Raw genomic sequence first — 14900 nt, forward strand, 5'->3', positions numbered from 1 at the left:
CACCCGGCGCCGGGTGCGGGCCCGTCGCGCGAGCGGGGTCGTCAGCGCACCGCCCGGTCCGCCGCGAACGCGCGCAGCGCGGCCTCGTCGCGCAGGTCGACCAGCCGGTTGCCCCACCGGTCGACGAGGTCGCCGTCCAGCACGGGAGGGCCCTCGGGGAACGGGCCCTTCGACGGGAACCCGAGCAGCTCGTCGTACACGCCGACGTAGTTCTCGGCCTGGGGCCGCCAGTCCAGCTCCCGCTCGCACCGGCGCCGACCGGCGACGCCGAGGGCCGCCCGCCGCTCCGGGTCGTCGAGCAGCTCGACCAGCGCGTCGGCGAACCCGTCGACGTCGCCGGGCTCCACGTAGACGGCGCAGTCCGCGGCCGACACGACCGTCTCGGTGAGCCGGTAGGCGACCACGGGCACGGCGTAGGCCATGTACTCCATCGTCTTGTTCATCGTGGACACGTCGTTCAGCGGGTTCAGCGGGTCCGGCCCGAGGCCCGCGGACGCGGTCGACAGGTAGCGGGTGATCTGCTCCGGCCCGACCCGCCCGGTGAACTCGACGTGGTCGTCGAGCCCCATGGCCGTGCAACGCCCCTTCAGGTCCTCCAGGCAGTCGCCGAAGCCGAGCAGCGCGAACCTGACGTCCGTCCGGCCCTTGTCGAGCACGACCCGCTTCGCGATCTCCAGGACGCCGTCGACCCCGTCCTGCGGACCCATGATGCCGAGGTAGGCCACGAGGTGCTTGCCGCCGCGGAGCAGCGCCGGATCACCCTCGACCGGCCGCATGACCGTGGTGTCGGGGCCCGAACGGACCACCGTCGTGCGCTCCTCCGGCACGTCGCCGCGTTCCCAGGCGATGCGCTGGTAGGAGGTGTTCGTGGAGATCACCCGCTGGGCCGTGCGGAACGTGCGGCGCTCCAGCCAGCGCAGGATCCGCAGCTGCGCCTTGCCCGCGATCCCGGTCGGCTCGCCGAAGCGGGACAGGAAGACCTCGGGGTTGAGGTCGTGGTGGTCGAACACGAACCCGACACCGCCGAGCCGCCACAGCAGGGCGAGCGCCCAGTAGGTGTCCGGCGGGTTGCACGCCTGCACGACGTGGAAGCGCTGACGGCGGCGGACCTTCACGCTGAGCAACGCCGTGCGCACCCAGCAGTACAGGAACTCCCACGCGTAGCCCGCCGCGCCGTCGGCCTGCGGTGGCGGTGCGTACTTGTGCAGGTGCACACCGTCGAGTTCCTGGTAGGCGGGATCACCAGGCCCCTTCGGACAGATCACCGACACCTGGTAGCCGGCCGCGACGAGCGCCCGGCACTCCAGCCACACCCTCCGGTCCAACGGGACCGGCAGGTTCTGCACGATGATCAACACGTGCGGCGAATGCGACACCCGGATCCTCTTCCTCGCTGACTGCCCTGACGTTGTGTTCTCGTTCCGGGAGTCGGATCGGTTACACCTCCCCCGCCGTCGTAACGGAGATCCCGGCGGGCTCGATGTAGCGGATACGTGCCCCGTTCAGGACTTCGGCTAGGAGATGCGGTGGATCGGTCACCTGTCGCGGTGGTCATCGTCACTTACCAGAGCGAGAAGGTGATCGGTGGTTGCCTGGCCTCGCTCCCGGACGACGTCCGCGTGGTCGTGGTGGACAACGCCTCCACCGACCGCACCCTCGCGGTGGTCGAGGAGGTGTCGCCGACCGCCGTGGTCGTGCGCAACCCGGTCAACGCGGGCTTCGCCGCGGGCGTGAACCTGGGCGTCGCCGCGGCCGAGGGCCACGACGTGCTCGTGCTCAACGCCGACATCCGCCTGCGCCCCGGAGCCGTGGAGGCGCTGCGCGCGACCGGCGCCGCCATCGCGGTCCCCCGCCTGGTGGGACCGGACGGCGCGCCGCACCACTCGCTGCGCCGCGAGCCGACGGTGCTGCGCGCGCTCGGCGAGGCGCTGCTCGGCGGCGGTCGGGCCGGCCGGTTCCCGGCGCTGGGCGAGACCGTCGTCGCCGCGCGGGAGTACGAGCACCCGCACGTCGTCGACTGGGCCACGGGCGCCGCCTGGCTGGTCACCCGGAAGGTCCTCGACGCGCTGGGCCCGCTGGACGAGCGGTACTTCCTGTACTCCGAGGAGACCGAGTACATGCTCCGCGCGGGTGGGGCGGGCTTCCCCGTGCGCTACGAGCCGCGGGCCGTGGTCGAGCACATCGGCGGCGAGGTGCGGACGTCGCCGAGGCTGTGGTCGATCCTCACGGCCAACCGGGTGCGGGTGCACCGCGAGCGGCACGGGCGCGCCGCCGCGGCCCTCATGTGGCTGGCCGTGGCGCTGAACGAAGGACTCCGCTCGCGGGACCCGCGGCACCGCACGGCACTGCGAGGACTGCTCACGATGACGGAATGGCCCGCCGAGACGCCGAGTGCGACGACCGCGGAGCGGGGGCCGAGCTACCTCTGCTTCTCCGCGCAGGACTGGTGGTACCACAACCAGGCGCACTCCGACTTCCAGCTGCTGCGCCGGGTGGCCGAGCACCGCAAGGTCCTCCTGGTGAACAGCATCGGCCTGCGGATGCCGCTGCCGGGCCGCAGCACCCAGTTCGCGCGCCGCATCCTGCGCAAGGCCCGCAGCGTCGCGAAGCTCGTGCGCCGCCCGCTGCCCGACACCCCCGGCTTCCACGTCATGACGCCGCTGCCGCTGCCGTTCTACGGCAAGCCGTGGCTGCGCAAGCTGAACTCCGTGCTGGTGCGCGCCCAGGTGCGGGCCGTGTGCCTCGCGCTGCGGATGGGCACGCCCGCCGTCGTCGCGACCATCCCGACCGCGTGGGACGTCGTCGAGCCGATGAAGCGGCGCACGCTGCTGTTCAACCGCTCCGACCGGCACTCGGCGTTCCCCGAGTCGGACCAGTCGACCATCCGCGCGCTGGAGGACCAGCTGCTGTCCCGTTCGGACCGGGTCCTCTACGTCAGCCGCGCCCTCCAGGAGGAGGAGCGCGGCCTCACCGGCGACCGCGCGCACTTCCTCGACCACGGCGTCGACGTGGACCACTTCCGCCGCACGGACGAGCTGCCCGCCGACCTCGCGTCGATCCCCGGCCCGCGCATCGGGTTCTTCGGCAGCCTCGACGACTACCTGGTCGACTTCGACCTGCTGGAGCGCATCGCGGTCGAGTTCCCCGAGGCCTCGCTGGTGATGATCGGCGACGCGACCTGCTCGATGGAGCGGTACGACAAGTACCGGAACGTGCACTGGCTCGACTTCCGCTCCTACGCGCAGATCCCCGCGTACGGCTCCGGCTTCGACGTCGCCCTGATGCCGTGGCTCGACAACGACTGGATCAAGCACGCGAACCCCATCAAGATGAAGGAGTACCTGGCGCTCGGGCTCGCCGTGGTCAGCACGGACTTCCCCGAGGTGGCCCGGTACGCCGACGTCGTCCGGATCGCGCCGGACCACACGGCCTTCGTCGACCTGGTCCGCCAGACCCTCTCCGACGGCGGTCCGAAGACCCCGCGGGAGCGGCGCGAGGCCGTCCTCACGGCGTCGTGGGACTCCCGCGCGCTGGAGCTGATGGCGCTGGCCGAGGGCACGCACACCGCCGCGGGGAGCACACCGTGTGCGGAGTAGCGGGCATCCGCCGCTTCGACGGGGAGCCGGTCGACGCCGGGCTGCTCGCGGAGATGGCGAAGCGGCTGCACCACCGCGGTCCCGACGACAGCGGCTTCTGGTCCGAGGGCTCGGTCGGCTTCGCGCACACCCGGCTGTCGATCATCGACCTGGCCGGGTCGCCGCAGCCGATGGAGGGCGCGAGCGGTCGCACGCACATCACGTTCAACGGCGAGGTCCTGAACTACCGGGAGCTGCGCTCGGAACTCGCGTACCCGTTCCGCACCAAGGGCGACACCGAGGTCCTGCTGGCGCTCTACGAGCGGTACGGCGTGCGCGGCGCCACGAGGCTGCGCGGCCAGTTCGCCTACGCGCTGCACGACTCGGCGACCGGCGAGACGCACCTGGTGCGCGACCGGCTCGGCATCCTGCCGCTGTACTACTACGCGACCGCCGACGTGTTCGCGTTCGCCTCCGAGATCAAGGCGCTGTTCCCGGTGATCGGGGCGCACCGGGTCGACGGCGAGAGCCTGCACGACTACCTGGCGCACCGCTCGGTGCCCGCGCCGTACACGCTGGTCGAGGGCGTGCGGAAGGTGCCGCAGGGCCACCACCTCGTGGTCACCGCGGACGGCGCGATCCGCACCGAGCCGTACTGGGAGCTGCCCAGGGAGCCCGACGTCCGGCAGGTCTCGCCCGAGGAGGCCGTGCGGCTGGTGGACGACGCCCTCACGGCGTCGGTGCGCGACGCGCTCATCGCCGACGTGCCCGTGGGCGCCTACCTCTCCGGCGGCGTCGACAGCAGCCTCATCACCGCCCTCGTCGCCCGCGAGCGCGACGGCGCGGGCCTGCACACGTTCTCCGCCGGGTTCGGCGACGAGCGCGTGGACGAGACGGCGTGGGCCCGCAAGGTGGCCGGGATCGTCGGCAGCGAGCACCACGAGGTCGTGGTGACGGCGGACGACTTCCGCGACAGCTGGGCGAAGCTGAGCTGGCACCGCGACGCCCCGCTGTCCGAGCCCGCCGACGTGGCCGTGTTCCGCCTCGCCGAACTCGCCCGCCGCGACGTGAAGGTCGTGCTGTCCGGTGAGGGCAGCGACGAGCTGTTCGGCGGCTACCCCAAGTACCGCTTCGCGCGCGCGACCAAGCTGGCCGGTGTGCTGCCCGGTGCCGCCCTGCGCCGGATCGAGGGGGCGCTGCCCGCGAGCAGGGCCCGCCTCGGCGTCGCCGTGCGCGCGCTGGGCGAACCGAGCTACGCCGAGCGGATGCGCGGCTGGTTCGCGCCGTTCACCACGGCCGAGCGCGACGCGCTGCTCGGCGGCCCCGCCACCCGGTCGGTCCTCGGGCCCTACGAGGACGGCGGCGGGGACGCGCTGACCCGGATGCTCTACGCCGACTCGCACACCTGGCTCGCCGACAACCTCCTGGAGCGCGGCGACCGCATGTCGATGGCCGCCTCGCTGGAGCTGCGGCCGCCGTTCCTGGACCACCGCGTGGCCGAGCTGGCGTTCAGCCTGCCCAGCGACGTGAAGGTGCGCGGCGGCACGACCAAGTGGGTCGTCAAGGAGGTCGCGCGCGAGCACCTGCCCGCCGACGTCGTCGACCGCCCCAAGTCCGGCTTCAAGGTGCCGCTGGACGCCTGGTTCCGCGACGGCCTGAAGGACATGGCGTTCGACCTGCTGACCGGTCCCTCGTCGTTCGTCGGCGGTGCCCTGGACCGGGCGGCCGTCGCCGCGCTGCTCGCCGGGCACGCCAGCGGCGCCCGCAACGAGCAGCCGAGGATCTGGACGCTGCTGTCCCTAGAGGTGTGGCACCGCGAGATGGCGGGGCGCTAGCCGTGTACGTCGCGTCCAGCCGTCCCACGGGCAAGACCGAGCTGGGCAAGCGCCTGCCCAGCACCGTGTTCGCGCTCGGCACCGTGAGCCTGCTCACGGACGTCTCGTCCGAGATGATCACCGCGTTCATGCCGGTGTACCTGCTGTTCAGCCTCCAGATGGGGTACGCGCAGTTCGGCATCCTCGACGGGCTGTACACCGGGGCCACCGCCGTCCTGCGGCTGGTCGGCGGCCACGCGTCGGACCGCCTGAGGCGGCCCAAGGCCGTCGCGGCGGCGGGCTACGGGCTGTCCGCGGTCACGAAGCTGTTCTTCCCCGTCGTCGGCGGTTCCGCGTTCGGCATCGGCGCGCTGCTCGCGGCCGACCGCGCGGGCAAGGGCCTGCGCACCGCGCCGCGGGACGCGCTGATCTCCCTCAGCACCCCCGCGGACCAGCTCGGCACGGCGTTCGGCGTGCACCGCAGCATGGACACCTTCGGCGCGCTGATGGGCCCGCTGGTCACGTTCCTGCTGCTGACGCAGATCGGCATCGTGCCGGGCCCGGTGTTCGTCGTCAGCGCCTGCTTCGCGCTGCTGGGCCTGATCGTGCTCGTCTGGTTCGTGCGGGAACGGCCTGCCGACAAGGCCGCCACCGGCCCCCCGCCGTCCCTGCGCGCCGGGCTGGCGCTGCTGCGCGAACCCGCGTTCCGCCGGACGGCCGTCGCGTCCGCCGCGCTCGGCCTCGCCACGATGTCCGACGCGTTCGTCTACATCCTGGTGCAGCGGGCGACCGGCATCCCGCTGGGGCTGCTGCCGCTGCTCCCGCTCGCGACCGCGCTGGTGTTCCTGCTCACCGCGGCGCCGCTGGGACGGCTCGCCGACCGCGTCGGCCGCTGGCGGATGTTCCTCATCGGGCACGTGCTGCTGCTGGGCGTGTACGCGCTGCTGTTCACCCCCGCGTCCGGGTACCCCGTCGCGGTGCTCGCCCTGGCGCTGCACGGGCTGTTCTACGGCTGCACCGACGGCGTGCTGTCAGCCAGGGTCAGCGCGCTGGCCCCGGAAACCCTGCGGGCGTCGGGTCTCGCGGTCGTCCAAACCGGACAGGCGCTCACCCGCCTCGTGGCGTCCGTCGCCTTCGGGTTCCTGCTCCAGTTCGCGACCTTCGGCCTCGCCGTCGGCACGGCGTTCGCGGCGCTCACGTCCACGCTGCTGATCGCCTGGCAGCTCGACCGCTCCCGCGGCTGAGTCCGCGGCGGAACGGGGTGGGGAACCCGGCGGGCGTTCCCCACCCCGAGGCCCGATCAGCCCGTCCGCGCGGCCAGCAGCTGCTTGGCCCGCTCGAAGCCGGACTTGCCCAGCACCCTCAGCGCGGCGTTCTTCACCAGCACCCGCCCCGAATCGCGCACGACCCGCACGGGCCGCCCGACGACCCGGTCCTTGACCAGCGACCGGCCGTCCGGCTCCGGCACGTCGTCCAGCGCGGTGCCGAACGACTTCCGGTACCGCGCGGGCGAGACGAGGCGCCCGCGTGTGCGGTTGCTCACGTTGCCGCCGTGCACGACCTGGAGCCAGCCGGGCTCGCCGCCGAGTTCGAGGACCGGCATGTGCTCGTGCATCCTGTTGTGCCAGTGGCCCCAGCAGGTGATCGGCTCGGTCCAGCTCTCCCGCACCGACACGAACGCGTTGTGCGGGTCGCGGTGGCCGTACAGACCGGTGGGGCTCTTGACCAGCCCGTTGACGAGGTAGTAGGCGGCCCGCTGACCGCGACCGGGCGCGGAGCACAGACGCTCCACGAAGTCGTGGGCCAGACCGTCGTCGTTGTCGAGGTTCGTCGTGACCAGCTCGGTGCCCTTGACGTCGAACAACGCGGCCACGTCGGCGCGCAGCTCCTCCCGGCTGACCTCGGCGCGGAAGACCGGCGTGTACGCGTCGCCGTGGCCCGCGATCCGGTCGAGCAGCCACTGCGGGCTCTCCGGGTCGAAGTAGATCATCCACTTCGTCCGGCGGTCGGTCTGCGCCAGCACCGAGGGCAGGCAGTAGGTCTCGAAGAGCTCGACGCGCTCGGCCAGCCAACCGTCCTTCGCACGGATGTAGCTCTCCGCGCCCTTGGACGGCAGGTTGAATCGCGTCAGGACGACGTGGTCCATCAACACCCCATTCCCGTTGTCCCCTACATCGGTCGTGGACGGCGAATCGTTCCGCGGTTAACAAAGCGCCCGCGCGCACGATGTGTAGGAGGAGACCACCAGCGAGGAGGACCGGGCACGTGCCAACGCACCCCGCGGACCAGTTGAGCCGACCGAGCCCCCGACGAGCGGGCAGGCTGCCGACGGTCGACGTCGTCATCCCTTGCTACAACTACGCGCACTTCCTGCCCGCGTGCGTCCGGAGCGTGCTGGACCAGCCGGGCGTGGACGTCCGCGTGCTCGTGATCGACGACACCTCGTCGGACAACACCCCCGAGGTGGTGGCCGAACTGGTGGCCGCCGACCCCAGGGTGGCGGGACGCAGGCACGAGGTGAACAAGGGCCACATCGCGACCTACAACGAGGGCCTGCTGGAGTGGGCGAGCGCCGACTACACCGTGCTGCTCTCGGCCGACGACCTGCTCGCCCCCGGCGCCCTGGCGCGCGCGGCTGAGGTCTTCGAGCGCCACCCGCGGGTCGGCATGGTCTACGGCCGCGTCGTCTACTACTCCGACCACGACGCCCTGCCGAAGGTCACCACCCTGCCGCTGGGCACGAGCACGTGGGCCGGGCACGACTGGATCGAGCGGCGCTTCCGCAGCAGCCGCAACGTCATCTCCTCGCCGGAGGTCGTCGTCCGGACGTCGGTGCAGCAGCGGGTCGGCGGCTACCGCCCCGACCTGCCGCACGCGGGCGACCTGGAGATGTGGCTGCGGATCGCGGCCGTGTCGGACATCGGCTACGTCCGCGGCAGGCAGGCGGCGTACTACCGCGTGCACGCCCAGAGCATGATGCGCACGACGTTCTCGTCGGTCTTCGCGGACCTGGAGCAGCGCCGCGACGTGTTCGACCGCGTCGTCGACGAGCACCCCGAGCTGCCGGGCGCCGAACGCCTGCGGAGCCTGGCGCACAAGGCCATCGCGAAGGACGCGCTGTGGCGCGCCGTGCGCGCCCACGACCGCGACCAGCTCGACGAGGTGCCCGCCGACGAGCTGGCGGCCTTCGCGCTGGCGACCTACCCGGACGCGGAGGAGCTGCCCGAGTACCGCGCGCTGCGCCGCCGCAAGCGCCTCGGCGCCCGCCTCTGCAACCGGACCCAGGTCTTCCTCGCACCGCACGCCGTCAAGCGCGGGCGCCTGTGGCTGTCCCACCAGCTCTGGAAGTGGCGCGGTCAATGACGTCGCAGCTCGAACGCAAGGTCGGGTCGGCGATCCGGTGGAGCGCGGTCAACAGCGTCCTCCAGCGCGTCAGCCAGGTCGGTGTCGGCGTCCTGCTCGCCCGCCTCATCGCCCCCGAGCAGTTCGGCGTCTTCGCCGTCGCCCTCGTGGTGCTGAACATCGTGCTGAGCGTCAGCGAGATGGGCGTGAGCGCGGCGCTGGTGCGCACCAGGGGCCCGATCGACGAGATGGCGCCGACGGTGACCACGCTGTCGATCGCCTCCGGCACGCTGCTCGCCGTCATCTGCGTGGTGGGCGCCCCGTGGTTCTCGAACGCCATGGGCGCCCCCGAGGCCACCGGCGTGATCCAGCTGATGTCGCTGGCGCTCGTCGTCGCGGGCGCGTCGGCCGTGCCGGGCGCGATGCTCCAGCGCGACTTCCGGCAGGACCACAAGTTCGCCGCCGACACGACGGGCTTCGTCGTCGGCACGGCCGTGGTGGTCGTGCTCGCCCTGCTGGGCTTCGGCGCGTGGAGCCTGGCGTGGTCGCGGCTCGCGACGAACGTGGCCGCAGCGGTGGTCATGTTCGCGCTCACCAAGGAGCGCTACCGGCCCGGTTTCGACCGCGCGCAGGCCCGGTCGCTGCTGGCGTTCGGCCTCCCGCTCGCCGGGTCCAGCCTGCTGGTGTTCGGCGTGATGAACGTCGACTACATCGTGGTGGGCTCGGTGCTCGGCACCGTCCCGCTCGGCTACTACCTGCTCGCGTTCAACCTCTCCAGCTGGCCGGTCGGTGCCTTCTCCGCACCGGTCCGCAGCGTGTCCCTCGCCGCGTTCTCGCAGGTCAGGGACAATCCCGAGCAGTTCCAGCGGACGTTCGGCCGAGCGCTCGGCCTGCTGGCGCTGTTCACCGTGCCCGCCTGCGTGCTGCTGGCCGCGCTCGCCGACCCGCTCATCCGCGTGGTCTACGGCGAGCGGTGGGCGCCCGCGGCGACGGCGCTGGCGATGCTGGTGCTGCTGGGCGCGGTCCGGGTGGCGCTGGAGCTGGGCTACGACTTCCTCGCCAGCGCGGGCCGCTCGCGGGCGATCCTGGTGATCCACGTCGTGTGGCTGGGCGCGCTGGTGCCGCTGCTGCTGGTCGGCGCGCACCTGGACGGCATCCGGGGTGTGGCCGCGGCCCACGTCGTGGTGGCCGTGCTGGTGATCGTGCCCGCCTACCTGGTGGCGTTCCGGCCCTACGGCGTGAAGGCGCGCGCGCTCGGCGCCACGCTCGCGAGGCCGGTGCTCGGCGGGGTGCTGATGATCGCGGTCGCGCAGGCGGTGACGTTCGTGGTGCCCGGCAACGTGTGGCAGCTGCTCGTCGGCGGAGTCCTGTCCCTGGCGGCCTACACCGCCGTCGTGTACCCGCTGCGCCACGAGGCGCTGGGCGTTCTGAGGAGGGCGGCCCCGTGATCCAGCGGCGTCTGCGGCAGGTGTCGAGGATCGTCAGGGACCAGGGTGTGCGGGGCCTCGGCTCCCGCGCGCTGACCGCGGCGGCCAAGCGGCTCGGCCCCGGCGCCGAGGCGCTGCCGGTGCGCGAGCGGGACGTGCGGGCCGCCGACCTCGGCGCGGTGAAGCCCGTCGTGGTCCCGCCGGTCCCGGCCGACGGCAGGCTGACGGTCAACTGGGTGACCACGCCGCCCGCCCACGGGTCGGGCGGGCACACCACGATGTTCCGGCTCATCACGCACCTGGAGTCGCTCGGGCACACGTGCAGGCTCTACCTGTACGACACGTTCGGGAACCGGGCGGTCGACCTCGAACCCTCGGTGCGGGCGGCGTTCCCGGCGTTCCGCGGGACCGTCCACGACGTCACCGACGGCATGGCCGACGCGCACGCCGTGTTCGCCACCGCGTGGATGACGGCCTACCCGGTGTTCAACGACCCGTGCGCGGGCAAGCGCTTCTACCTCGTGCAGGACTACGAGCCGTGGTTCTTCCCCGTGGGCGGACTGTCCACACTGGCCGCGAACACCTACCGGATGGGCTTCCACGGGTTCACCGCGGGCCGGTTCCTCGCCGAGAAGCTGCGCGACGAGGACGGCATGGCCGCCGACTGGTTCGACTTCGGCTGCGACGCCGACCGCTACCGGCTGGACGAGGGCGCGGTCCGCGACGGGATCGTGTTCTACGCCAGGAGGAAGGCGCCGAGGCGGGCCTACGAGCTGGGCGCGCTGGCGCTGGAGCTGTTCTCCGAGCGGCACCCCGAGCTGTGGATCCACGTCTACGGCGAGGAGGTCGGCGACCTCGGTCCCCGGTTCGTCGACCACGGGCTGGTGAGCCCCGACGAGCTGAACCGGATCTACAACCGCTGCTTCGCCGGGCTGAGCCTGTCCATGACCAACGTGTCGCTCGTACCGCACGAGATGCTCGCCGCGGGCTGCGTCCCGGTGGTCAACGAGGCCGCGCACAACCGCGTGGTGCTCGACAACGAGCACGTGCGGTACGCCGCGGCGACCCCCCACGAGCTCGCTCGCGCCCTCTCGGACGTCGTGACGACCCCCGGCTTCCCCGCGCTCGCCGCGGCCGCCTCGGCGAGCGTGGCGGGCCGTTCCTGGGACGCGGCCGGGCACGAGCTGGAGAAGGTCCTCCGGCGCGAGCTGTCCGCCTGAGGCGGGGCGACCCCCGCCTCAGGTCGTCGGGGACGGTGAGGTCGCGTCCGCCACCAGCACGGTCGCCGGGGCCGAGCCGTCGGCCGCGACCACGTGGACCGCGGGGGCCTTCGCGTCCCTGGGCACGGCGGCGAACGCCAGCCGGTCGCCGCCGAGCCACGTCGCCTGGTCGTCGACGCCCGCCGTGCCGGGGAGCCTGGTCTCCCGCCCGCTCGCGATGTCGAGGACCGCCAGGTCCCACGGACCGAGCCTGCCGATGCGCTTCTTGTAGGCCACCTTGGTCCCGTCGGGCGACAGGGACGGACACTCAGCGTCACGACGCAGCGACGTGAGCTTCTTCGTCTCCAGGTCGCCGCGCACCAGCCACGTGTAGCCGCCCGACCCCAGCGTGGCGTAGAACGTGCGGTCGTCGGAGGCCACCGTGAGGCCCCAGTAGTTCACGTCCTGCGCCTGGTGCACCACGCCGTCGACGGTCGCCTCGAAGTGCTCGATCGACTCCACGACCTCGCCCGTGCGCAGGTTCAGGAAGCCCGTGCGGGTCGAGAAGCCGCCGGGCACGGCGTAGGAGTCGCCCTTCACGAAACTGGTCCACGTGACCACCTGGCCGGACGCCGACACCTTCGCGCGGCTGGGCACGCCGGGCAGCGCGACGCTGCGCACGACGGCCCCCGCGCCGTCCCTGACCTCGGCCGCGTAGCTCGGACCCGGTCCGGCCAGGGCGAGGCACACGGTCGTCCCGCCCGCCGCGTAGACCCGCTGGCAGGTCAGCTCGGTGGTGGCCCTCGGGCCCGCCGGATCGGTCGTGCTGAGCTTCTCGACGCGGTTGCGGCCGTCGCGCAGGTCGACGAAGAGGAGGTCTCCCTCCCGCGTCGCCGCCGCCGACGGTGACGACGGTGCGTCGTCCTTGGCCCGCACCTGGCTCACGACGTACCCGGTCCCCCCGAGAACTACCAGTAGAATCGCCGCTACGGGGACAACAAGGCGTCTCATGTCGTCCAGGATGCCTCACGGACGGCCGATGTCCATCACGGCCTGTAACAATTGAGCACCGGCGCCGATTTGTTGGGTAGCGATACTCCGCGGTTGCGGAGCCAGGTCCAGATCGGGGATTTTGATGGATTTCTGGGAGACCACGCGTGTTCTGAGGAGACGCTGGTACATAGCGGTCCCAGCGCTGCTCGTCTCCGCGCTCCTGGCGTTCATGACCTACGCGTCAGTGCCGACGCGCTACGAGTCCACCGGGACGATGGTGTTCACCTCTCCGTCGTCGGGTGGGCGGTTCTCGGACAACACGAAGCCCGAGGACGTCGTGCGCGTCAACCCGCTGCTCGCCTTCGACGGCAGCCTGACCACGACCGCGCAGATCCTCACCCAGGTGCTGGGCGACCCCATGACCCGCACCGAGCTCGCGGGCGAGAAGTCGACGAGCACCTACACCGCGAACACCGGCCCCGTGGGCGGACCGCTGCTCTTCGTGACGGCCGAGGCCGACTCGCCGGACCAGGCCCAGGCACTGGTGACCAAGGTCCTGGAGCGGGCGAGCGTCGAGCTGGACGCCCGGCAGCGGACGCTGAACGCGCCCGAGCCGACGTTCATCACCGCCCAGGTGCTCGTGCGGCCGACCTCCGCCGAGGCGAAGATCGGCGGCAAGGTGCGCTTCGTCGGCGCCGCCGCCGTCGTCCTGCTGCTCCTGACCATCGCGGTCACCTTCGGGTCGGACAGCGTGCTGAACAAGGCGAAGCGGCGCAAGGACACGGAGCCCGCGGAGGTCGACGGCGACGGCGACGAGCCGGACGACGTGGACGTGCCGCCCGGCTCGCACCGGCCGAGGCCCCCGGCGGACACCCCGCCCCGGCCCGTCCGGTCCGACCCGCTCGACAGCTCCCGCACCCCGGCCCGCCACGCACCGCAGGACGCGCCCGACGCCCCCCGGCACCCGGTCCGGCCCGCCTCCCAGGACGGGCACGACCACACCCGCCCTCCCGCGCGCCCGCAGCCCGAGGCTCCCCGCCAGCAGCCGGTCCGCCAGCAGCGAAACGGGGTGACCACCCCCAAGCCCGAACACCTGGCCAACCAGGCCACCGTCTTCATCTCCGCCCCGAAGGCGGATCCGACGTGGCCCAGCAGTGAAGACCCCCGCACCAGGTGAGCGGGTAGTGCGGCAGCGCGCGGACGGCGCCACGCTGGCCTGCCTGTACCTGCTGGCACTGCTGATCATCCCGGCCCGGCTCATCGTCGCGTTCGTGCCGATCACCCTGCCGCCCGCGATGGTGGTGGCCCTGTTCCTCGGCGTCGTGTGGTTCAGCACGCACCTCATGGACACCATGTCCATGGCCAAGGGCCGCAACGCGGTGCGGACGGCCATCGCGATCTTCCTGGTGATCCACCTGCTGACGTTCGCGCGGGCCACCCGCCGCTACCTGCCGACGGACGAGCTGAGCGTCGCCGACAGCAGCATGATCCGGATCCTCGCGATGGTCACCGTGGCGGTCTTCATCTGCGACGCCGTGCGGGGCCGGGACCGGCTGGACCGCGTGCTGCGGGTCCTGACCGCGTGCGTGGCCGTCGTCGCGTTCGTCGGCCTGGTCCAGTTCGGGCTGGGCGTCGACCTCGCGTCGTACGTGAACCTGCCCGGCCTGCGGCTCCAGGAGAACGCCTACGCGGCCTTCGAGTCGCGGTCGATCTTCCGCCGCCCGTCCGGCACGGTGAACCACCCCATCGAGTTCGGCCTCATCTGCGCCATCGCGGTGCCGCTGGCCGCGCACTTCCTGTTCCAGTCCCGTGACCGCGGCGTCCACACCGGACGGTGGGTGCTGGTGCTGGCGCTCGTCGGCCTCGGCGCGATCCTCTCGCTGTCCCGCACCGCGATCATCGGCCTCGTGGTCGCCGGACTGGTCATGGGCATCATGCTGCCGAGGCGGCGCGGCATCCCGATGCTGGCGTTCGGCGCCGTCTTCTTCGTCGGCGCCAGCGCGGTCGTGCCGGGCCTGCTCGGCACGCTGAGCGGGATGTTCTCCAACATCGAGGACGACCCGAGCTTCCAGGGCCGGACGAAGGACTACGACGGCGCGTGGAAGGAGATCGCGCTGCACCCGTGGCTCGGCCGCGGGTTCGGCACGTTCCTGCCGAGCAAGAACCCCATCCTGGACAACCAGTACCTGCTGACCATGATCGAGAACGGCTACCTCGGCCTGTGCGCGTTCGCCGGGCTGTTCCTGGTGTCGATCTACGCGGCGCTCAAGGCGCGGTCGCTCACGAAGGACGAGAACCTGCGCGGCATCGCCGCGTGCCTGGTGTGCGCCTCGCTGGTCAGCGCTCTCGGCGCCGCCACGTTCGACCTGCTGAGCTTCAGCGTCGCCACCGGGCTGCTGTTCGTGGTCGTCGGCGCGAGCGGGGCGCTGCTGCGCGTCACACGGGCCGAGGCCCTGGCGGACCCGGTCTCGGTGCCCGCCGCGGGCAGGCTCCAGAAGATGCGCCGCAAGCAGAAAGCGCGCTCGGGCCGCTAGTGCCGCGACCGGCACC

At 72.3% G+C, this 14900-nt stretch carries 11 protein-coding genes; 8 read left to right on the plus strand and 3 right to left on the minus strand.

What is annotated here, in order from left to right:
- Positions 1-41: 41 nt before the first annotated feature.
- The gene (locus VFZ92_RS33475) at positions 42-1376 is read right to left on the minus strand and encodes a glycosyltransferase family 4 protein (protein ID WP_330880388.1); all 1335 of its coding nucleotides are present in this window, start codon (positions 1374-1376) and stop codon (positions 42-44) included.
- Positions 1377-1547: 171 nt separating this feature from the next.
- On the opposite strand from VFZ92_RS33475, the gene VFZ92_RS33480 reads away from it, so the two are divergent.
- Genes VFZ92_RS33480 through VFZ92_RS33490 form a run of 3 tightly spaced genes read left to right on the plus strand, consistent with a single transcriptional unit; the run spans position 1548 to position 6633 of the window.
- The gene (locus tag VFZ92_RS33480; protein ID WP_330880390.1) at positions 1548-3596 is read left to right on the plus strand and encodes a glycosyltransferase; all 2049 of its coding nucleotides are present in this window, start codon (positions 1548-1550) and stop codon (positions 3594-3596) included.
- Positions 3584-5410: an asparagine synthase (glutamine-hydrolyzing) gene (gene asnB / locus VFZ92_RS33485; protein WP_330880392.1), complete on the plus strand. Its 1827-nt coding sequence runs from the start codon at positions 3584-3586 to the stop codon at positions 5408-5410. Before VFZ92_RS33480 ends, asnB begins: the two co-directional genes overlap by 13 nt.
- Positions 5411-5412: 2 nt before the next feature.
- A complete protein-coding gene (locus tag VFZ92_RS33490) occupies positions 5413-6633 on the plus strand; it encodes an MFS transporter (protein ID WP_330880394.1) in 1221 nt (406 codons plus the stop codon).
- Positions 6634-6689: 56 nt separating this feature from the next.
- Here the strand turns inward: VFZ92_RS33490 and VFZ92_RS33495 are convergent, their stop codons facing one another.
- The gene (locus tag VFZ92_RS33495) at positions 6690-7535 is read right to left on the minus strand and encodes a glycosyltransferase (RefSeq protein WP_330880396.1); all 846 of its coding nucleotides are present in this window, start codon (positions 7533-7535) and stop codon (positions 6690-6692) included.
- Positions 7536-7654: 119 nt separating this feature from the next.
- Here VFZ92_RS33495 and VFZ92_RS33500 point away from each other — a divergent pair, with 119 nt between their 5' ends.
- The 3 genes from VFZ92_RS33500 to VFZ92_RS33510 are packed head-to-tail and all read left to right on the plus strand — an operon-like array spanning position 7655 to position 11378.
- Positions 7655-8752, plus strand: a complete 1098-nt coding sequence (locus VFZ92_RS33500; protein WP_330880398.1) for a glycosyltransferase family 2 protein — start codon at positions 7655-7657, stop codon at positions 8750-8752.
- Positions 8749-10179: a lipopolysaccharide biosynthesis protein gene (locus VFZ92_RS33505; RefSeq protein WP_330880400.1), complete on the plus strand. Its 1431-nt coding sequence runs from the start codon at positions 8749-8751 to the stop codon at positions 10177-10179. Before VFZ92_RS33500 ends, VFZ92_RS33505 begins: the two co-directional genes overlap by 4 nt.
- Positions 10176-11378, plus strand: coding sequence for a glycosyltransferase family 1 protein (locus VFZ92_RS33510; RefSeq protein ID WP_330880402.1), 1203 nt, complete (start codon positions 10176-10178; stop codon positions 11376-11378). Before VFZ92_RS33505 ends, VFZ92_RS33510 begins: the two co-directional genes overlap by 4 nt.
- A gap of 18 nt (positions 11379-11396) precedes the next feature.
- Here the strand turns inward: VFZ92_RS33510 and VFZ92_RS33515 are convergent, their stop codons facing one another.
- Positions 11397-12302: a hypothetical protein gene (locus VFZ92_RS33515; protein WP_330880404.1), complete on the minus strand. Its 906-nt coding sequence runs from the start codon at positions 12300-12302 to the stop codon at positions 11397-11399.
- 277 nt (positions 12303-12579) lie between these two features.
- Between VFZ92_RS33515 and VFZ92_RS33520 the strand changes: the two genes are divergently transcribed.
- Both VFZ92_RS33520 and VFZ92_RS33525 read left to right on the plus strand, forming a co-directional pair.
- Positions 12580-13527, plus strand: a complete 948-nt coding sequence (locus VFZ92_RS33520; RefSeq protein ID WP_330880406.1) for a hypothetical protein — start codon at positions 12580-12582, stop codon at positions 13525-13527.
- Between the two features lie 7 nt (positions 13528-13534).
- Positions 13535-14884, plus strand: a complete 1350-nt coding sequence (locus VFZ92_RS33525) for an O-antigen ligase family protein (RefSeq protein WP_330880408.1) — start codon at positions 13535-13537, stop codon at positions 14882-14884.
- Positions 14885-14900 lie beyond the last annotated feature (16 nt).

Origin of the sequence: Umezawaea sp. (assembly GCF_036375055.1) — a bacterium.
Lineage (GTDB): Bacteria > Actinomycetota > Actinomycetes > Mycobacteriales > Pseudonocardiaceae > Umezawaea.